Source organism: Rhizobium etli CFN 42 (assembly GCF_000092045.1).
GTDB classification, from domain to species: domain Bacteria; phylum Pseudomonadota; class Alphaproteobacteria; order Rhizobiales; family Rhizobiaceae; genus Rhizobium; species Rhizobium etli.
The window spans coordinates 3,273,214-3,292,232 of record NC_007761.1; the positions used below are offsets into that span (position 1 = coordinate 3,273,214).

General features: G+C 62.2%; 17 protein-coding genes and 1 pseudogene. 10 read left to right on the forward strand and 8 right to left on the reverse strand.

Annotation, left to right across the window (positions count from 1 at the left end):
- Positions 1-125 precede the first annotated feature (125 nt).
- Both xdhB and xdhC read left to right on the forward strand, forming a co-directional pair.
- Positions 126-2,465 carry a xanthine dehydrogenase molybdopterin binding subunit gene (gene xdhB / locus RHE_RS15980; protein ID WP_011426361.1) on the forward strand — a complete coding sequence of 780 codons (2,340 nt, stop codon included), beginning with the start codon at positions 126-128 and terminating at the stop codon, positions 2,463-2,465.
- 282 nt (positions 2,466-2,747) lie between these two features.
- Positions 2,748-3,560 (forward strand): xanthine dehydrogenase accessory protein XdhC, encoded by an 813-nt coding sequence (gene xdhC, locus RHE_RS15985; RefSeq protein ID WP_011426362.1) that lies wholly within the window; start codon positions 2,748-2,750, stop codon positions 3,558-3,560.
- Here the strand turns inward: xdhC and RHE_RS15990 are convergent.
- On the reverse strand, positions 3,536-3,730 hold the full coding sequence (locus RHE_RS15990; RefSeq protein ID WP_042118869.1) for a hypothetical protein: 195 nt from the start codon (positions 3,728-3,730) through the stop codon (positions 3,536-3,538). The two genes, xdhC and RHE_RS15990, sit on opposite strands and share 25 nt — an antisense overlap.
- A 101-nt stretch (positions 3,731-3,831) precedes the next feature.
- On the opposite strand from RHE_RS15990, the gene RHE_RS15995 reads away from it, so the two are divergent.
- Positions 3,832-4,728: a LysR substrate-binding domain-containing protein gene (locus RHE_RS15995; RefSeq protein ID WP_042118871.1), complete on the forward strand. Its 897-nt coding sequence runs from the start codon at positions 3,832-3,834 to the stop codon at positions 4,726-4,728.
- Between the two features lie 54 nt (positions 4,729-4,782).
- Here RHE_RS15995 and RHE_RS16000 read toward each other — a convergent pair whose 3' ends face one another.
- On the reverse strand, positions 4,783-5,115 hold the full coding sequence (locus tag RHE_RS16000) for a hypothetical protein (RefSeq protein WP_011426364.1): 333 nt from the start codon (positions 5,113-5,115) through the stop codon (positions 4,783-4,785).
- 335 nt (positions 5,116-5,450) lie between these two features.
- On the opposite strand from RHE_RS16000, the gene puuD reads away from it, so the two are divergent.
- From puuD to RHE_RS16015, 3 genes are all read left to right on the forward strand, one after another.
- Positions 5,451-6,689, forward strand: coding sequence for a urate hydroxylase PuuD (gene puuD, locus RHE_RS16005; RefSeq protein ID WP_011426365.1), 1,239 nt, complete (start codon positions 5,451-5,453; stop codon positions 6,687-6,689).
- Positions 6,686-7,996, forward strand: coding sequence for a guanine deaminase (gene guaD / locus RHE_RS16010; protein ID WP_011426366.1), 1,311 nt, complete (start codon positions 6,686-6,688; stop codon positions 7,994-7,996). Before puuD ends, guaD begins: the two co-directional genes overlap by 4 nt.
- A 159-nt stretch (positions 7,997-8,155) precedes the next feature.
- Positions 8,156-9,298, forward strand: a complete 1,143-nt coding sequence (locus tag RHE_RS16015; RefSeq protein WP_011426367.1) for an alpha-hydroxy acid oxidase — start codon at positions 8,156-8,158, stop codon at positions 9,296-9,298.
- 48 nt (positions 9,299-9,346) lie between these two features.
- Here the strand turns inward: RHE_RS16015 and RHE_RS16020 are convergent, their stop codons facing one another.
- From RHE_RS16020 to RHE_RS16030, 3 genes are read right to left on the reverse strand one after another with little or no spacing between them, the layout of a single operon-like run.
- Positions 9,347-9,787: a hypothetical protein gene (locus RHE_RS16020; protein ID WP_011426368.1), complete on the reverse strand. Its 441-nt coding sequence runs from the start codon at positions 9,785-9,787 to the stop codon at positions 9,347-9,349.
- Entirely contained in the window at positions 9,784-11,112 is a 1,329-nt protein-coding gene (locus RHE_RS16025; protein ID WP_011426369.1) for a phosphatase PAP2/dual specificity phosphatase family protein, read from the reverse strand. Before RHE_RS16025 ends, RHE_RS16020 begins: the two co-directional genes overlap by 4 nt.
- Positions 11,113-11,122: 10 nt before the next feature.
- Positions 11,123-12,907, reverse strand: coding sequence for a bifunctional alpha/beta hydrolase/class I SAM-dependent methyltransferase (locus tag RHE_RS16030; RefSeq protein WP_011426370.1), 1,785 nt, complete (start codon positions 12,905-12,907; stop codon positions 11,123-11,125).
- A gap of 198 nt (positions 12,908-13,105) precedes the next feature.
- Here RHE_RS16030 and RHE_RS16035 point away from each other — a divergent pair, with 198 nt between their 5' ends.
- The 4 genes and pseudogenes from RHE_RS16035 (at position 13,106) to RHE_RS31790 (ending at position 17,402) form a co-directional block, all read left to right on the forward strand.
- On the forward strand, positions 13,106-13,717 hold the full coding sequence (locus RHE_RS16035; protein WP_011426371.1) for a CDP-alcohol phosphatidyltransferase family protein: 612 nt from the start codon (positions 13,106-13,108) through the stop codon (positions 13,715-13,717).
- A gap of 130 nt (positions 13,718-13,847) precedes the next feature.
- On the forward strand, positions 13,848-14,987 hold the full coding sequence (locus tag RHE_RS16040) for a PspA/IM30 family protein (protein ID WP_042118874.1): 1,140 nt from the start codon (positions 13,848-13,850) through the stop codon (positions 14,985-14,987).
- A gap of 5 nt (positions 14,988-14,992) precedes the next feature.
- Positions 14,993-15,640 carry an OB-fold-containig protein gene (locus RHE_RS16045; protein WP_011426373.1) on the forward strand — a complete coding sequence of 216 codons (648 nt, stop codon included), beginning with the start codon at positions 14,993-14,995 and terminating at the stop codon, positions 15,638-15,640.
- Positions 15,637-17,402: pseudogene (locus tag RHE_RS31790) on the forward strand (flotillin family protein). Before RHE_RS16045 ends, RHE_RS31790 begins: the two are co-directional and overlap by 4 nt.
- Before the next feature lie 22 nt (positions 17,403-17,424).
- On the opposite strand, the gene RHE_RS16055 reads toward RHE_RS31790, so the two are convergent.
- From RHE_RS16055 to RHE_RS16065, 3 genes are read right to left on the reverse strand one after another with little or no spacing between them, the layout of a single operon-like run.
- Complete coding sequence (locus tag RHE_RS16055) at positions 17,425-18,165, reverse strand: metallophosphoesterase family protein (RefSeq protein ID WP_042118877.1); 741 nt, start codon at positions 18,163-18,165, stop codon at positions 17,425-17,427.
- Positions 18,166-18,522: a hydroxyisourate hydrolase gene (gene uraH, locus RHE_RS16060; RefSeq protein WP_020921988.1), complete on the reverse strand. Its 357-nt coding sequence runs from the start codon at positions 18,520-18,522 to the stop codon at positions 18,166-18,168.
- Entirely contained in the window at positions 18,519-19,019 is a 501-nt protein-coding gene (locus RHE_RS16065) for an ureidoglycolate lyase (protein WP_011426375.1), read from the reverse strand. Before RHE_RS16065 ends, uraH begins: the two co-directional genes overlap by 4 nt.

The window sequence follows — 19,019 nt, forward strand, 5'->3', positions numbered from 1 at the left end:
TCCCCGCTGGGGAGAAGGGAGTGCCGTGCCGTCGCCTTTCCCCCTTCTCCCCTCGGGGAGAAGGTGCCCGAAAGGCGGATGAGGGGGCCGCACGCCGCAACATCTCCTCTCGAAGGAGCCATCTAATGGACAAATCCACCTTCGAAGACCCCAAAGTCGTCATTTCAGGCCCCATGCACGGCTCGCTGCGGCATGATTCAGCGCATAAGCATGTCACCGGAACCGCCGATTACATCGACGATATTCCCGAGCCCTCAGGCCTGCTGCACGGCGCGCTCGGCCTTTCCGATCGGGCGCATGCCGAAATCCTCAGCATCGATCTTTCCGCGGTCGCCGCCTATCCCGGCGTCGTCTGGGCCTTCACCGGCAAGGACGTGCCCGGCGTCAACGACACCAGTTCCAACGGCAGCCATGACGAGCCGCTGCTCGCCGAAACTTTGGTTCAGTTTCATGGTCAGCCGATCTTTGCCGTCATCGCCGAAACGCGCGACGTCGCCCGCCGCGCCGCGCGGCTGGCGAAGATCGACTATCGCGACCTGCCGCACTGGCACGATATCGACGGCGCGCTCGTCAATGGCAGCTCGCTGGTCACTACGCCGATGACGCTTCAGCGCGGCGAGCCGGAAACGGAAATGCCGAACGCCGCCATGCGTCTCAAGGGCCGGATGCGCATCGGCGGCCAGGAGCATTTCTATCTCGAAGGCCATATCGCCGTGGCAATACCTGGCGAGGATGACGAGGTCACCGTCTGGTCCTCTACCCAGCATCCGAGCGAGATCCAGCATATCGTCGGCCATGTGCTCGATATCCCCTCCAACGCGGTGACCGTCAACGTGCGCCGCATGGGTGGCGGCTTCGGCGGCAAGGAAACGCAGGGCAACCAGTTCGCAGCCCTTGCGGCGATCGCCGCCAAGAAGCTCGGCCGCGCCGTAAAGTTCCGTCCCGACCGCGACGAGGATATGATCGCCACCGGCAAGCGCCACGATTTCCTCGTCGATTACGAGGTCGGCTTCGATGCCGAGGGCCGCATCCACGCGGTCGACGCAACTTACGCGGCGCGCTGCGGCTTCTCCTCGGATCTCTCGGGCCCGGTCACCGACCGCGCCCTCTTCCATGCCGATTCCAGCTATTTCTATCCGCATGTGCATCTGCAGTCGAAACCGCTGAAAACACACACCGTCTCCAACACCGCCTTCCGCGGTTTCGGCGGGCCGCAGGGCATGCTGGGTGCCGAGCGCATCATCGAGGAGATCGCCTATGCCCTCGGCAAGGATCCGCTCGATATCCGTAAGCTGAATTTCTACGGCCAACCGGGCTCCGGACGGACGCTGACGCCCTACCATCAGGAGGTCGAGGACAACATCATCGCCCGTATCGTCGAGGACCTGGAGGAAACGGCCGACTACCGGGCGCGGCGCAACGCCATCATCGCCTTCAATCGCGACAGCCGCTATATCAGAAAAGGCATCGCCCTGACGCCGGTCAAATTCGGCATCTCCTTCACCATGACCGCCTTCAATCAGGCCGGCGCCCTCGTCCATATCTATCAGGACGGTTCGATCCACCTCAACCACGGCGGCACCGAAATGGGCCAGGGTCTCTATACCAAGGTGGCGCAGGTGCTGGCAGACAGTTTCCAGGTCGATATCGACCGGGTGAAGATCACCGCGACGACGACTGCCAAGGTGCCGAACACCTCGGCTACCGCCGCCTCTTCCGGCTCGGATCTGAACGGCATGGCCGCCTTTGATGCCGCCCGCCAGATCAAGGAACGCATGGTCGCCTTCGCCGCCGAGAAGTGGGAGGTGGCGCCCCCCGACGTCGTCTTCCTGCCGAACCGCGTGCGCGTCGGCGATATGGAGATCCCCTTCCCCGACTTCATCAAGCAGGCCTATCTCGCCCGCGTCCAGCTTTCCGCCGCCGGCTTCTACAAGACGCCGAAGATACACTGGGACCGCAAGGCCGGCCGCGGCACCCCCTTCTATTATTTCGCCTATGGCGCCGCCTGCAGCGAAGTCTCGATCGACACGCTCACCGGCGAATATCTGATCGACCGCACCGACATCCTCCACGATGTCGGCCGCTCGCTGAACCCCGCGATTGACCTCGGCCAGATCGAAGGGGCCTTCGTGCAAGGCTTGGGCTGGCTGACGACGGAAGAGCTTTGGTGGGACGACAAGGGCCGGCTGCGCACCCATGCGCCGTCAACCTACAAGATCCCGCTCGCCTCCGACCGGCCGAAAATCTTCAACGTGCGGCTGGCCGAATGGTCGGAGAATTCCGAAGCCACGATCGGCCGCTCCAAGGCGGTTGGCGAACCGCCCTTCATGCTGGCGATCTCGGTGCTGGAAGCCCTGTCGATGGCGGTCGCCAGCGTCAAGGATTACAAGGTTTGCCCCAGATTGGACGCGCCGGCGACGCCGGAACGGGTGTTGATGGCGGTGGAGCGGATGAAGCGGGTGTAGGATGGGAAGGCGTCCGGCTGGCTTGTTGCTCGAGCGGAACCGGCAGAGCGGGCGGCGCCCCCCTTTGTCCTGCCGGACATCTCCCCCACAAGGGGGGAGATCAGCAAGGCGACGGCCCTGTGCCCATATTGCCCTGGCATCGGATTATCAAAACCCGGTTTTAGGCCGTCGTTTCCCCGTCTTGGGAAGCCCGCGCCTCATGCCGATCTCCCCCCTTGTGGGGGAGATGTCCGGCAGGACAGAGGGGGGTGAGACACGCGCGAGCGCGTCTGCCATTCTCCCATGACCGACCTCCCCACCTTCCTCACCGCCCACCCCTACAACATCCTCGTCGACATCACCGGCACGCAAGGCTCCACCCCGCGCGAGGCCGGGGCCTTCATGCTCGTCTCTCAAACCGCGCTCTGGGGCACGATCGGCGGCGGGCAGTTTGAATTCATGGCAATCGCGAATGCGCGGCAGATGCTCGCAGGAACCGGCGGCGCACCCACTATGGACATCCCGCTCGGCCCTGAGATCGGCCAGTGCTGCGGTGGGCGTACACAGTTACGGTTCCGCCAACTGACGCCGACGTTGAAAGACGAGCTCGAAGCGAGACTTGCCGGCGAGATCGAGCGCCTCCCCGAGGTGCTTCTCTTCGGCGCCGGCCATGTCGGCCGCGCGCTGGCGGCCGCTCTTGCGCCGCTGCCGCTGTCGGTCACCGTCGTTGAAACCAGGCAGGAAGAGCTCGCCAATCTGCCGGCTCCGACGAAAACCCGGCTGGTGCCGATGCCGGAGGCGCTGGTAAAGGATATACAGGCCGGCGGCGCAGCCGTCATCTTGACGCACGACCACGCGCTGGACTTTCTCATCGCCCGTGAAGCGCTGGCAAGAGAGGATCTCGCCTATATCGGCATGATCGGTTCAGCGACCAAATGCGCCACCTTGGCAAGCTGGCTTTCCCGCGAAGGCGGCGAACGGCGCTGGATGGAGCGATTGACGCTGCCAATCGGCGGCTCGGCGGTCAAGGACAAACGCCCCGAAGTGATCGCCGCAATGACCGCCGCCGAAATCCTGACAGCGCTGGCGGCCTATCGCTTACAGGCGTCCTCGTAAAACGGATCGCGTCCATCGAGAAAACCAAGATCGCGTTTGACCCGATCAGGCTCAGCATCGAGATCGAGGCGGGGCAGCCGGCCGAAGCGGCCGACCAGCAGCCCGGCAAGACGTTTGAATACACCAATGTTCGGCTGCGAGCGCTTCTCGTCGATAGCAAAGCAATCCATGACATCACCTCGTCAGATTGATGGTATGAGTTGCAGTCTGCCGCTAAAAATGCTGCAATTCCAATCGAACGATTGTCTGCGTGCATCAAGAGAAGTTATCCATGAAACTCTCGAAACAATTTCCGCTGAATGCGCTGCGCGTCTTCGAAGCCGCCGCCCGGCTCGGCAGCTTCACCAAGGCAGGTGACGAGCTCGGCATGACGCAGACGGCCGTCAGCTATCAGATCAAGCTCTTGGAGGAGAATGTCGGCGAGCCGCTCTTCCTGCGCCGCCCGCGGCAGATTGCGCTGACCGAGACCGGGGTACGGCTGGCGCCGAAGGTGACCGAAGCCTTCGCCATGCTGCATGATGCGATGTCGACGGCGCGCGACAGCGTCGAAGGCACGCTCGCCATCAGCTCGACCCATACTTTCGCGTCGAAATGGCTAGCGCCGCGCCTAGGCTCCTTCCATTTGAAGCATCCGGCGATTGCGGTTCGGTTTCAGGCGACGTCCGACATCATCGACTTTGCCCGCGAGCAGATCGACGTCGGCATCCGCTGGGGCGACGGCAACTGGCCGGGGCTGACGCTGCACCGATTGATGGGCCTGGAATTCACGCCGATGCTGAGCCCGAAACTGGCGGAATCGGTGGGCGGCATCAAGGAGCCGCGCGATCTGCTGAAATTCGATCTCTTCGACGCCGGCGACATCTGGTGGAAACAATGGTTCGAGGCTGCCGGCGTCACCGATCCGGACCTCGATCGGCGCCCGCGCAACCAGCTGGGCTCGCAGGCGATGGAAGCCGATGCGGCGATGGCTGGCCATGGCGTCGCTATCCTCCACCCCGCCTTCTATGAGGCGGAGATCGCCCTCGGCCGGCTCTATCAGCCTTTCGAACTGACCCGCAGCGACGGCAAGGCCTACTGGCTCGCCTACCCCGAAAATCGCCGCAACGTGCCGAAGATCAAGGCGTTCCGCAATTGGATCCTGGAGGAGATGAAAGCCGCCGGAAACTAATCCGGCAACACATCAGGGCCAGTCACGCCGAACCGCACTTTGCTACGGTCGACTTCAAAATCCCATTTCCGGCGCGTAGAAGCAGCGCGGCGTGTTCTCGTTGGGGAACAGACAGAGGTGATAATCACCGTCGCCGGACTGCATCGCCTTCGTCATCGGCAGCAGAAAGACGTGAGCATGCGTCACCAGCCGGTGGTCGCCGGGCATCAGCGTCACACGATATCCGTTGGGCGTCACCGCCACGCTTTTCGACGGAATCATCTGGCAATCGCCATTATGACTGTCGCCATTGCAACAATAGGGGTCATAACTCCACCCCGAAGGTGCGTCGTGAGCCATCGCCAACGATGCGTATGCCATCATCACACACGTCAGAATGCTGCGCATGGGCATCTCTCCGTCGATGAATGCGCCGCCGATTCCAACGGTTCTTATTATTTCATTCCGGCGGCCTGCAAATCTAACTGTATCCGCGCATCCTAGTTTCAAGATCCGCTAATTTTTGCAAATCCAATATGAGACAGTAATAATGCACGGCCTTCTCGGCAGCTTTTAGGCACGGAACGACAGATCGGCGATGTGCGTTCCGTTGATCATTCCGTTGCTCTCTTGGGCTGCCGGCTTTACGAAAACCGACAGGCATGTGCGGTTCTTCAATCTTCTCTTCCCTCCCCGCCAAAATTTTCGCAATGTCACGAGTCGGAGGAAGATAGGGGAACTCGATGTATGAATATGCCATAGCATGGGAATGGCTGGCCTTCGCGGCACGCTGGTTCCATGTCATCACCGCGATCGCCTGGATCGGATCGTCCTTCTATTTCATCGCGCTTGATCTCGGACTGGTGAAACGCCCGCATCTGCCGCCCGGCGCCTATGGCGAGGAATGGCAGGTCCATGGCGGCGGCTTCTATCACATCCAGAAATATCTGGTGGCGCCCGCGCAAATGCCGGAGCACCTGACCTGGTTCAAATACGAAAGCTATTTCACCTGGATCTCCGGCTTTCTCATGCTCTGCATCGTCTATTACGGCGGTGCCGACCTCTTCCTCATCGACCGGCATGTGCTCGACATCAGCCCGCCCGTCGCCATCGCGATCTCGCTGGCATCCCTAGCTATTGGCTGGCTCATCTATGACCTGCTCTGCAAGTCGCCGCTTGGCCGAAACACCTGGGGTCTGACGGCGGTGCTCTATGTCGTGCTCGTCTTCATGGCTTGGGGCTATACACAGCTTTTCACTGGCCGCGCCGCCTTCCTGCATCTCGGCGCCTTTACCGCGACGATCATGTCGGCGAACGTCTTCATGATCATCATCCCGAACCAGAAGATCGTCGTCGCCGATCTGATCGCCGGGCGCACGCCCGATCCGAAATACGGCCAGGTCGCCAAGCAGCGCTCGCTGCACAACAACTACCTGACGCTGCCCGTAATCTTCTTCATGCTGTCGAACCATTATCCGCTGGCCTTCGGCACGGCGTTCAACTGGGTGATTGCTGCGCTGGTCTTCCTGATGGGCGTCACCATCCGCCACTGGTTCAACACCACCCATGCGAGGAAAGGCCGCCCGACCTGGACATGGATCGTTACTGCCATCCTCTTCATCCTGATCATGTGGCTTTCAACCGCGCCGAAGCTGTTGACCGGCGAAGGGGAAACGGCGGCTGTCGCGCCCGCCTTCCAGCAATTCGCCGGCGATCCGCATTTTCCCGCGGTCAAGCAACTGGTCTCGACGCGCTGTTCCATGTGCCATGCCGCCGAGCCCGTCTATGAAGGCATCGTGCGGCCGCCGAAGGGCGTGACACTCGAAAACGACGCGGAAATTGCCGCCCATGCGCAAGAAATCTATATACAGGCGGGGCGCAGCCATGCCATGCCGCCCGGCAACGTGACCGATATCACGCCGGATGAACGCAAGCTGCTCGTCGCTTGGTTCGAAAGCGCCGTCGAAGGCAAGAAACGATGAAAACAACACTTCTGCGCGGCCGCCTGCTCTCCTTTCATCGCGCGCCGCTAAGCCTGGCCGACAGCCAGAGCTATCTCTACGAGGAGGATGGCGGCCTGCTGATCGAGGGCGGGCGGATCGCCGCTGTCGGCGCCTATGCCGACGTCAAGGCGAAGGCAGCCGCCGAGGTGGCCGAGGTCGACCACCGCCCGCATCTCATCCTGCCGGGCTTCATCGACATGCACCTGCATTTTCCGCAGATGCAGGTGATCGCCTCCTATGCCGCCAACCTGCTCGAATGGCTGAATACCTACACCTTTCCGGAGGAATGCCGCTTCGTTGAAAGCGCCCATGCTGAGAGGATCGCCACGCATTTCTACGACGAGCTGATCCGCCACGGCACGACGACGGCGGTCGCCTATTGCTCCGTGCACAAGACCTCCGCCGACGCCTTCTTCGCTGAGGCGATGAAACGCAACATGCGCATGGTCGGCGGCAAGGTGATGATGGACCGCAACGCGCCGCAGGGCCTGCTCGACACGCCCGAAATGGGCTACGACGAGACCCGCCAGGTCATAGCGGACTGGCACGGCAAAGGCCGCAACCACGTCGCCATCACCCCGCGCTTCGCCATCACCTCGACGCCGGCGCAGATGGAGGCGACATCAGCGCTCGCCCGCGAATTTCCCGACCTGCACATCCAGACGCATCTTTCGGAAAACCACGACGAGATCAAATTCACCTGTGAGCTCTATCCCGAGGCGATCGATTATACCGACATCTACGTCCGCTATGGCCTGCTCGGGCCGAAAAGCCTGTTCGGCCACGCCATCCACCTCTCGGAGCGTGAAGCCGATGTCATGAGCGAGACGGGCGCGGTCGCCGTCCATTGCCCGACTTCGAACCTCTTTCTCGGCTCCGGCCTGTTCCCGCTGAAGGCTCTGGCGCGACGCGAAAAGCCGGTCCGCATCGGCGTGGCAACCGATATCGGCGGCGGCTCCAGCTATTCGATGCTGCGGACCATGGACGAGGCCTATAAGATCCAGCAGTTGCTCGGAGAACGGCTGAACCCGCTGGAAAGCTACTACCTGATGACGCGCGGCAATGCCGAGGCGCTGTCGTTGGCCGACCGGATCGGCACACTGGACCCCGGCACCGAAGCCGATCTCGTCGTCCTCGATGCGGCCGCGACCCCGGCCATGGCGCTGAAGCTGGAAGCGGTGAAGACCCTGCCTGAGGAGCTCTTCCTCCTGCAGACGATGGGCGACGATCGGGCGATCGCCGAAACCTATGTGGCGGGTCTGCCTATGAAAGCGGGGCTTCGATGACACCCGCTTGCTCCCAAATAGAAGGCTCCCGACGACTGTATGAACCTCTTTCATTCCGTCCGCGGCCGAAAGCAGCCTAAAACGCCCGGATTTCCACTAACGCTTCTCCAAATGTCGTGTTAGGTCCGCTGATCGCATTCAGATGTGAAGGTTCAATTCATGGCCACTCCGCTCACGATCGCCGATCTCAAAGAACTCGCACGACGTCGTGTGCCGAAGATGTTTTTCGACTATGCGGATTCGGGCGCCTGGACGGAATCCACCTATCAAGCGAACGAGAGCGATTTCAGCCGGATCAAGCTGCGGCAGCGGGTTTTGGTCGACATGAGCGACCGCACGCTGGAAACGACGATGATCGGTCAGAAAGTGTCGATGCCGGTGGCCTTGGCGCCGACCGGCCTGACCGGTATGCAGCATGCCGACGGTGAGATGCTGGCAGCGCGCGCGGCGGAAGAATTCGGCGTTCCCTTCACCCTGTCGACCATGAGCATCTGCTCGATCGAGGACGTCGCATCGGTGACGACGCGCCGCTTCTGGTTCCAGCTCTACGTGATGCGAGACAAGGATTTCGTCCTCGGGCTGATCAACCGCGCCAAGGCCGCCAAATGCTCGGCATTGGTGCTGACCGCCGACCTGCAGGTTCTCGGCCAGCGCCACAAGGATCTGCGCAACGGCCTGTCGGCGCCGCCGAGATTCACCCCCAAACATGTCTGGCAGATGGCGATCCGGCCGTTCTGGTGCCTGGACATGCTGAAGACCAAGCGCCGCACCTTCGGCAATATCATCGGTCACGCGAAGAACGTCTCGAACATCACCTCGCTCGCAGCATGGACGCACGAGCAGTTCGATCCGCGGCTCTCCTGGGCCGATGTCGCCTGGATCAAGGAACAATGGGGCGGCCCTCTGATCATCAAGGGCGTGCTCGACCCGGAGGACGCCCGTGCGGCCGCCGACACCGGCGCCGACGCGATCGTCGTCTCCAATCACGGCGGCCGCCAGCTTGACGGCGCCCCCTCCTCGATCAGCATGTTGCCCGCGATCATCGATGCCGTCGGCGATCGCATCGAAGTCCATCTCGACGGCGGCATCCGCTCCGGCCAGGACGTGCTGAAGGCAGTAGCACTCGGCGCCAAAGGCACCTATATCGGCCGCCCCTTCCTCTACGGCCTCGGCGCCATGGGCAAGGAGGGCGTCACGCTGGCGCTCAGCATCATCCGCAAGGAGATGGACATCACCATGGCGCTCTGCGGCAAGCGTGATATCAATGACGTGAACGCGTCGATCATATCGAGGCAAGGCTGAACGCGCCGATGATGGCAGGGATAACCCGCCACACACCCAACATGCAATTCAGGCTGGCGGCGGGGCATGGCTCGCATCGAGCTGCAGGATTGCGAAAATCACGAGATAGAGGACGAGCGCCAAACGCTGCTGCCAGACGATGCGGCGGGATCCGGCGATCCGGCTCTCGAGGTCACGCGGCGTCCTGTCGGGCTTGCGAAGCTGCATCCGGGACAGCAGGTCGTCGACGGCGGCAAGACCGGCGGCCTCTGTCTCGTGGCTCGACGCGAGGCGAAATAGCAGCGCATCGAAGAGGAGATGGATCGCCAGCGCAAGAACAATTCCGCATAAGACAAGCATTAGTAGCCAGCCGAGCATTGGAGCAAAACCCCGATATCCCGCGGTGACGGGGCCGGCAATCAGTGGCAACAGCGCTGCCAGCCCGCAGAAGATTGAATTGCGACCGAGATCTCGCGCAGCCGCCGAGGCCGCGGTTTTCCACTGCGTCATTGCAAGCTCTCCGTCACGGCATGGATGCTTTCCGCGGGCAGATGAACACGCCGGCCCGCGCGTTCGATCAGTTGCAAGGCTTCGGCTGAATTCTCGCAACGTCGGCTGATGACCAGCCAGCTTGCGATGACGCTGGCGCTTCGCTGGAAACCGAGCGCACAGCAGACGAGGACTGGCCCCTCGTGACGCACAGCTTCGATGAGGGTCGCCGCGGCTCGCGCCTGGCTGGTGGCGAGGCCTGTAAGATCAAGGGCGGGAAAACTGCACCAGCGCGCAAGCGTCCCGCTCGGGCGCTGAAACTCGCCGGTGATGTCGATGACCGTGGCAAAACGGTCGGCCTCGTGGCGACGCGGAAAACGACCGAGATGGACGCCATCGGCGATCACCACCGATGCCGGCATTTTGCGTGTCCAGAGCCAAACATTGATGGTCGCGGCGAGCCGGTAGGGTGCCAGCAACCAGCGGCTGGCAAGCGCCGCCCGGCCAACGGCACGTTTCAGGAATATCTTCGGACCGGCGCCGCAGTATCCGACGGCGACGATCGCCAGCGCAACGGCCGGCCAGAGCAACAGAAGTGCCGCGGGTGACAGAGGGGTGCAGAGCGCCGCAAGGCCGAGAAATGCGACGGCACCGCACAAATAGCAGATGCCGAGACGGCGCGACTTCGGATCACCGCTCCAAGCAAAATTAGCGAGAGGGGAAGCGGCATCGCGCGGAAAAAGCCAGGCTGCGAAAAGACCGAGCAGCATGCCGGTCGGCAGGTCCATGACGTGATGCTGCCATGTCGTCAGCACGGAAACTCCGATCAGGAAGCACCAGAAGTGCCAGAGAAACCGCGCCCGGCGCGGCAACCGGCCGCGCAGATGATCCCAGATCACCACCAGCAGCGCGACATGCAGCGACGGCGCCTGGTTGAACGGCTTATCGAAGCCACCGAGGACGGCGAACATGAAACCGGGGAGACCGCTGGTGGCCGGCCGCACGAAGGTTGCTTCGAGCGGAAACGCGAGAAAGCAGCCGATCGCTATTATCTGGATCGTCAGATAGCGCCTCGCGAGCATATCCACCTCGCGCGGCGTCGTGTTGATGAACAGGCAGAGTGCATAGAACAGGTTGATCGACCAGTATGGAATGATCGTCCATGCCAGGAACGGAATGGCGCTTTCCCATCCAAAGGCGATGTTCGGCACATGAGCGCGTTGCGATGCCAGCCAGTTGGCGCCGCCATAAGTCAGATAGAAGAACGGCGCCAGGAAGACGAGCCAGAGCGCCGCCCGTTTCAGGACCGGCGCTGCCTGGGAAAGAGGAGAACCTGCTTGCCCCAACGGCTTGCCCTCAAATTCTTTCCGCCAACGAGACGGTGAAAATGCCCCACTGGTCGATGCGCTGTTCGAGCTTGCGGAAACCGGCTGCGGCGACCAGTTGGTCCATTTCTTCCTGCGTCCGCCGCCGCATCACCCAGGCCTGGCCGCCGCGGTGGGAGGTCAGCGCGCGGGCGATCATCTCCAGTTGTGGATGCCATGGCTGGTTGGTGTAGATGAGCAGGCCACCGGGCTGCATCGCGCGGGCAATCCCGCTCAACGAAGCGGCAATCATCGCATTGTCGGAAAACAGCTCGTAAAGGCCGGAGACGATTGCCAGATCCGGAGCCGGGGTGATTGCCGCCAGCCCCTCGCCGTCAAAGGCATCCTGCTGGTGAAAGCTGACAAAATCATTGAGGCCGCGCCTGGCAATGCTGTTGCGGCCGGCGTCGACGTTGATCGGGGAATAATCCTGCAGTCGCGCACTATCGGGGCGCACGCCAGCCGCCTCAATCGCGTCAAGGACATAACGGCCGTGGCCGGCCGCTATGTCGAGCAGATGGGTGCTGCGGCCGGCTGCTTTTAGGCGCTTGAGCCCGTATTCGATCAGCTCCTGCAAGTGCAGCTTGCGCTGCCTGATGCCGCGCCAGCCGATTGCCTCCAGAAACACCTTGTCGATCAACCGCCCGCCGGGACCGAGCCCCCGCGGCTTGTTCTCATAGACATAATCGAGCGTCGAGCCGGAATCGAAACCCGTCTTGACCCCGGTCTTTATGCCTTCCGACGCCAGCGCGCCGAGCCTGATGTTGAGACGGCTGAGCGCCCAGTAAATGCCGCGGGGAGACGTGGCGTCCAGAGGGCTCGCGAGCCGGTCGGCCTCGTCCTTGGTATAACCCTGGACATGGGCGGTGCGAAGATCGGCGGGCGCCCGGGGCTCGGCGAAACGCGCATCGATAAAACGGCGGACCTCGGCGAGCGCAATCGCGCGGTCCTTCTCGCCCAGTGTGTCATGATAGAAGCCGGGAAGCACATGCCGCTCCTTGATGCGGCTGCCGAGGTTTTCGTAGAACCGGTGCTGCGGCGCGTGTCGCACCACCCAGTCGCTGCCGGAGATCAGCAATTGGGTCGGAACGGTGATGGCACGGGCGTCGTCGACGACGCGGGCTGCAGCCTCATAAAGCTGCAGCAGAATGTTGGAGGCAATCGGACGGGTGATCAATGGGTCGGCTTCAAAGGAGGCGATGCGCTCGGGGTCGTGCGTCAAAAATCTCGCCTTGACATAGGAATTGACGAAGAATGTCCCCTTGAGCTTTTCCCACAGCGCAATGCCTTCCCTGGCAAAGGGCACATAGAGCTTGACACTGAAGGCCGGTGAAGCCAGCACGAGCGCACGGATCGGCGGCGCATAATCGTGCACCCAGGTGGTGGCGAGGACCGCGCCGACGCTCTGCGCAATCACGGCAATGTCTGTAACGGCAGTCCCGCTTGTCTCGCTGACATGACGGACAAAGCAATCCAGGTCACGCACCGATGCTGCGAAGGATGGCGAATAGCCGCGCTCCCCCGGTGAACGCCCGTGGCCGCGTGCGTCCCAAGCGTAAAAGGCAAAATCATCGAGACCGAGCTCGGTGGCGAGATGGGCGACGCGGCCGCTGTGCTCGTGGCCGCGATGGAGAAGAATGATTGCACCCTTCGGTGCAGCGCCGGTCGCAGGCCACGTCCGATAAAACAGTCGCGCGCCATCGTGCGACACGAATTCGGATTCACGCATCGGCCTGGCCGTCAAGGACGGTTGGCAACTGTCGGCAGCTTGCAGCACGGTCTACTCCAATTCTGATCGCTTGATGGTTTGCAACCATTGGCGGAACAATGATTTGCATTCATTGCAAAAGTCTAGTCGCAAATGTAAGCCCTATACGAGAACCGATATGAAGTATCGGCTCCCCACAAGGCCGACGTTCTGCACCGCCGGGGCTTGGATAGATTTTCTGATGCCACGAAACTCCATTGAGGTAGCATGTCTGTTTATCAATTGAAGTCCCGTTTTCAGAATATCCTTCGTCCTCTGGTGCGCGCGCTCGCAACGCGAGGCGTCACCGCCAATCAGGTGACTTCAGTTGCCGCCGCCGTTTCTGTGGCACTTGGCCTTCTTCTCAGTGTCGTCCCACGTCCGCAGTTGTTCCTGTTCGTGCCTGTCTGGTTTCTCTTGCGCATGGGCCTCAATGCCATAGACGGCATGCTCGCGCGCGAACATGGGCAAAAGAGCATTTTGGGCGCCTATCTCAATGAGATCGGTGATGTCGTGTCGGATATCGCCCTGTATCTGCCGTTTGCACTGATCGATCCGAACGGCCTGATGCCGGCAATGGCTGTCATACTGCTGTCTGTGCTGACGGAATTTGCCGGAATATTGGGTCAAACCGTCGGCGCTAGCCGGCGCTACGACGGGCCAATGGGCAAAAGCGATCGCGCGGTGCTTTTCGGGGCGCTCGGCGTCTTTGTCGCCGTTGGCGGTACCTTTGCAGCATGGTCCTTGTGGCTTTGGGCAGTGATGGCTCTCCTTCTCATGTGGACTGTCATCAACCGTGTCAGCGCCGGCATTGGCGAGGCCCGCACGGCGGCTCGATAGGAAGCGGAGCCGATCTGCTGCCTTTCTCCCCGGGAGCGTCATCCCGGGCAAGCACATCTTCTGATCCCTCCCTCCTGCTAACGATACCATAAACAAAGGTTGTATTTTTTTATATTCCGTCTTGAAATCTATGGCACCGACGAGCAAGACACCGCATCCATCGCTATTGCGCTATCGGCTAGCGCCTGACGATCGGGCGCGACAGGCGCTGGACGACACCATCGCCGCCTATCGGAGGATGCTCGACATCCTGACCAAGCTCATCGACGACAAAGCCGGCGCCAATCTCGTCGTCCTGCATGACCTTGCTTATGAGACCGTCCGCGAGCACACAGGCCTGCCGGCGCGGCTGGTGACGCTTGGCCTTCGCGATTTCGCTGCCAATCGGGGCGTCATCCCCGATCCGCTGCAGCTGCCGCTCGATGAGAAGCTCTTCGCCATAAAAGGCCCCTCGGACCTGACCATAGCTACGGTGCACGGGCGCGTTGCAGTGCCCTTCGATGTCGCCGGCTACTCCAGGGGATGGGAGAGTATCTTTCCCGCATTCCTTGCAGCCAACCAGGATCGCTACGAGATTAACATCGGCGTCACGCCGAATTCGGCTCGGATGGAGGAAAACATGACGAATGAAGGCATTCTTTCACGCATGGGCCGCCTGATCGCGGGCATCGCCAATGCAGCGATCGACAAAGCGGAAGGCGTCAACAAGATCGCCGTCATCGAACAGGCGATCCGCGAAATCGACGCGGCTGCCGAGGAAGCTCGCACCGACCTCGGCAAGGCGCGCGCCGAGGAATACCGCATTCAGAGCCGCAAGGACGAAATCATCGAAGACATGAACGCGCTCGATGAGAAGATCCGCCTGGCGGTCTCCTCCGGGCGCGACGATCTCGCCAAGGCCGGCGTTGCCCGTCAGATCGATCTGGAGTCCCAGATCGCCGCGCTTGACAAGGCGCTGGCCGATGCCAAAGAGCAGGTGGATGAGGGCCAGAAAGCCCTGCAGGCGGTGCTGGCCACGCGCCGGGAAGCCGACGCCCGCCTGGCCGATTTCAAGCGCAGCATCGCCAAGCATCCCGAAGAGGCTCTGGCCGGCCACAGCAAACCGACGCCGGGCGCAGGTGCTGCCCGCGCCGCCGCGGCAGTCTCGCGGCTGACCGGCGTTCCATCGGCCGAAAACGTCCAAAGTTCCGAACTGGACGAACTCGACCGATTGCACCGCGAGCAGGCGATCGAGGCTCGTCTTGCGCGTTTCAAGGCGGATAACCGGTGACGCCGATGGGACTTTTCCTCGCTCCTGAATGCCTTCCCTTTGCGATCGCCGCCGCCGTGCTTGCCGGCCTGACCGTGATCGAGATGCTGGCAACCGTCATGGGTTTTTCAATAACCGAGCTTCTCGGGAAACCGGATCTCCACGGCCATGACGGCGTTGCGGGCTACCTGTCGTGGCTCAATGTCGGCGGCGTTCCCCTGCTCATCCTCCTGATGATGGCGCTTGGCTTCTTCGCCATTGCGGGCTTTGCCATGCAGGCGGTCGCCGGCGCTTTCTGGGCGCCGTTGCCGGCCGCCGTCGCCGCCATTCCCGCCTTGGTGCTCACCTTCCCGATGGTCCGGGCCTCGAGCCGGACGGTGGCAAGGATCGTCCCGCACGACGAGACCTATGCCGTCGATCTCGACACCCTCGTCGGCCGGACGGCGGAAGTGTCGCTTGGCCTGCTCGACCAGGGGCTTCCGGGGCGCGTCCGCGTCAAGGACCAGCACGGAAACTGGCATGTTCTGAGAGCCAGGGCCGCCAAGGGCCAGGACCCGCTGAAGGTCGGCAGGCAGGTTCTCCTCGTCGATCGCAAGGCTGATGTGTTTATCGCCATTCCCGCTCTCGCCGACCCGGCCGGAGCGGACAATCAATCTTTCAGGGAGCAGCCATGATGTATGATATTATTCTACCGGCCGGTATCGGCATCGTTTTGATCTTCGGCATCGGCTTTGTCCTTGCCTCTCTCTACACGCGCTCCAGCCGCGACGAGGCTTATGTGCGCACCGGCCTCGGCGGCCAGAAGGTCGTGCTCGATGGCGGCTCCGTCGTTCTGCCGATCTTCCACTCGATCGCCAGGGTCAACCTGAAGACGCTGCGGCTGGAAGTCCGCCGCGGCGAAGGCGATGCACTGATCACCAAAGACCGCATGCGCGTCGATATCGGCGCCGAATTCTATGTGCGCGTGAAGCCCGACGCCTCCTCGATCGCGCTTGCCGCCCAGACGCTCGGCAGCCGCACCAATGACGCCGAGGCGCTGCGCATCCTGATCGAAGCCAAATTCGTCGACGGCCTTCGCTCGGTGGCCGCGACCATGAACCTCGACGCGCTGCAGGAACAGCGCATGGATTTCGTCAAGGCAGTGCAGGAAGCCGTCGGCGCCGACCTCCAATCGAATGGTCTCGAGCTCGAATCCGTGTCGCTCACGCGCCTCGACCAGACCGACATCAAACATTTCAACGCCAATAACTTCTTCGACGCGCAGGGTCTTGCGGCGCTGACCCGCATCACCGAGGGTCGCAAGAAGGAGCGCAACGAGATCGTCCGCGATACCGAAGTCGCCATCGCCCAGAAGGATCTGGAGGCCCGCCAGCAATCACTGGCCATCGAGCGGACGAAGCGCGAAGCAGAGCTTAATCAGGAACGCGACATCGCCAACAAATCCGCCGCGACCCGCGCCGAAACCGCCCAGCAGGAGCAGGCGGCAAAACGTGCCAAGGAGGAAGCCCGCATCGCCTCCGAACAGGCGATCGCCGAGCGCGAGGCAGCCGCCAAGCAGGCCCGCGAAAGTGCAAACATCGATGCCGCCCGCGCCGTCCAGCAGCGCGACACCGAGGCGAAACGCGACCTTCAGATCGTGGCCCAGGAAAGCGCCATCGCCGTCGCCAACAAGAGCCGCGAAGAATCCGAGGCAAAGGCGACTGCCGAAATGGCCCGCGCCCGGGCGATCGCGGCAGAGGAAAAGGTCGGCACCGCCAAGGCGATCGAGATTGCCGAGCGCGAAAAGCAGATCGCCGTGATCGATGCGCGTAAAACCGCCGAAACCGAAGCCACCGCCGTCACCGTCGGCGCGGAGGCCGAGAAACAGGCCGCGATCGACCAGGCGGAAGCCATCAAGACGCTTGCGACCGCCGAAGCGGATGCGGCGATCATCAAGGCCAAGGGCATCCTCGAAACCGGCCGGGCCCAGGCTGAAAGCGAGGCGCTTCTTAACGAGGCCCGCAACAAGCTCAGCCAGACCATCATCGAGTTCGAAATCACCCGCGAGCGGATACGCATCATTCCCGAGGCGCTCGCCGAGGCGGTCAAGCCGATCGAGAAGATCTCCGATATCCGCATCTTCGACACCGGCGGCATGCTCGGCCGCGGAAACGGCGTGAACGGTGAAAACGGCATCGGACTCGGCGATGGGCTGGCCGGCCAATTGCTCTCCTATCAGGCCAACAAGCCGATCCTCGACAAATTGTTGAAGGAGGCCGGCTTTGACGGCGACAACGCAATCTCATCCCTCCTTGGAAATCTTGACGGCGCAAAACCGGCAATTTCAGCCGCGGCTCCGGCAAAGCAGGCAATCCAGCCTGCCACTCCGGTAAAGCCGGTGGCACCGGCCGCGGCTCCTGCAAAGACGATCACCCCTAGGCACCTGAAAAGGATTGACCGCAGCGGAGGCAGGTCCGGCCTACCTCACCCAGCCCGTCGCCAGCGCACTCGCCCAGTCGGCACGGCCCCTTTCGGCGGCCAGTGCCGACATCGCCACGTGGTCGTAGGCGACATTCCTAAACTGCCATGTCCATCCCGCCGCCGTCTTTTCCAGAATGGCATAGCCGGCCAGCGGATGGCCGGCTTCGACCTTATGATAATAGGGCAGCACATCGTCATAGGCAGGGCAGCCGACACTGCCGGGATTGACGATCAGCCGGCCGTCCGAGAGTCGGACGGCACGGGGAATGTGACTATGGCCGCAGAGGATCAGCGGCAGCTCGATGCCTTCGGCGAGCGCCTCGATCGCGTCGATAGGCTTCGGAAAGACATGCCCCTGCGGCGACACGGACTCCAGCCAGTAGAGATTGTCGTCTTTGGGCGTTGCATGGCAGAGATAGACCTCACCGCGATAGACGGCATCGAACGGCAGACCCCGCAGCCAGTCGAGATGGGCCGGCGTCAGTTGCCGATAGGCGGCGGCATCCGAGGCATGCATGGCTGCCGGATCCTGCTCGATCAGATAGCGGTCATGATTGCCGCGCACCGAAGTCAGGCTGAGCGGCATCAGCATGTCAGCCGTGCGGCCAGCCTCCAGTGGGCCGCTGAAAAAATCGCCGAGGTTGACGATCTCCTCGATGCCCTGCGCCTCGATATCTGTAAGCACCGCCTCGAGCGCCAGATGGTTCCCATGGATATCAGCAATCGCCGCGAAACGCATCTAACTGCCGCGATAGGTGGAATAGCCGTAAGGCGAAAGCAGGAGCGGCACATGGTAATGCGCCGTGACATCGGCAATGCCGAAGCGGATCGGCACCAGATCGAGGAAGGCCGGATGCGGCAGCGGCGTGCCGCAGGCTCTGAGATAATCGCCTGCGTGGAAGACCAGTTCATAGGTTCCCACGTGGAAGCTTTCCCCGGCGAGGATCGAGCCGCCGTCGACCCGGCCGTCGGCATTGGTCTCGACTGTCTTCAGATGCCTGCGGATCTCGCCGTCGAGCTGGAAAAGATCGATCTTGAGGGCCTTGGCGGGCTTGCCGAGGGCGGTGTCGAGAACATGTGTCGTCAGTCCGGTCATGGCGCTGGCTCTTTGATGACAAAGGGGGTTTCGAAGAAGAATTCCTCCAGATTATTCCCAAGGCCGTCGCGGTCGACGACCAGGAAATCGGAGGTCTGGCCGAGCGCCATCAGCGGATGATGCCAGACATTGCGGCGGTAGTTCACGCCCTGGTCCCCCCGCGCGAAAAACACCTGCGGCTTGCCCGGACGTCCGCCCTCGTCCTCGGAGACGACGACGAGAAAGGGCCGGCCGGAAATCGGCGAGAAACTCTGACTGCCGAAGGGATGGCGCTCCATCATGTCGACGTCATAGGGGAAGCTGCGCGGCTGGCCGCGAAAGAGATTGATGATGACGCGCGCGCCCTCGCCCGCCGCCTCCGCCGCAGCCAGCGCATGAAAACGCTCGGTCGTGCCGCCATTGATGAGCCGCATCGAGGCTGGGTCGGCTTCGATCACCTCGCCGAAAGGGGCAAAGGCCGATCTGGTGAGTGGGCGGATGTCGAGAAATTCGGGCAA

Coding starts and splice junctions, on each gene's coding strand:
- xdhC (WP_011426362.1), top strand. CDS start 2,748: ATGACCGACCTCCCCACCTTCCTCACCGCCCACCCCTACAACATCCTC.
- RHE_RS16035 (WP_011426371.1), top strand. CDS start 13,106: ATGTCTGTTTATCAATTGAAGTCCCGTTTTCAGAATATCCTTCGTCCT.
- xdhB (WP_011426361.1), top strand. CDS start 126: ATGGACAAATCCACCTTCGAAGACCCCAAAGTCGTCATTTCAGGCCCC.
- RHE_RS16020 (WP_011426368.1), bottom strand. CDS start 9,787: ATGACGCAGTGGAAAACCGCGGCCTCGGCGGCTGCGCGAGATCTCGGT.
- uraH (WP_020921988.1), bottom strand. CDS start 18,522: ATGACCGGACTGACGACACATGTTCTCGACACCGCCCTCGGCAAGCCC.
- RHE_RS16015 (WP_011426367.1), top strand. CDS start 8,156: ATGGCCACTCCGCTCACGATCGCCGATCTCAAAGAACTCGCACGACGT.
- guaD (WP_011426366.1), top strand. CDS start 6,686: ATGAAAACAACACTTCTGCGCGGCCGCCTGCTCTCCTTTCATCGCGCG.
- RHE_RS15995 (WP_042118871.1), top strand. CDS start 3,832: ATGAAACTCTCGAAACAATTTCCGCTGAATGCGCTGCGCGTCTTCGAA.
- RHE_RS16000 (WP_011426364.1), bottom strand. CDS start 5,115: ATGCGCAGCATTCTGACGTGTGTGATGATGGCATACGCATCGTTGGCG.
- RHE_RS16040 (WP_042118874.1), top strand. CDS start 13,848: ATGGCACCGACGAGCAAGACACCGCATCCATCGCTATTGCGCTATCGG.
- RHE_RS15990 (WP_042118869.1), bottom strand. CDS start 3,730: ATGGATTGCTTTGCTATCGACGAGAAGCGCTCGCAGCCGAACATTGGT.
- RHE_RS16045 (WP_011426373.1), top strand. CDS start 14,993: ATGGGACTTTTCCTCGCTCCTGAATGCCTTCCCTTTGCGATCGCCGCC.
- puuD (WP_011426365.1), top strand. CDS start 5,451: ATGTATGAATATGCCATAGCATGGGAATGGCTGGCCTTCGCGGCACGC.
- RHE_RS16055 (WP_042118877.1), bottom strand. CDS start 18,165: ATGCGTTTCGCGGCGATTGCTGATATCCATGGGAACCATCTGGCGCTC.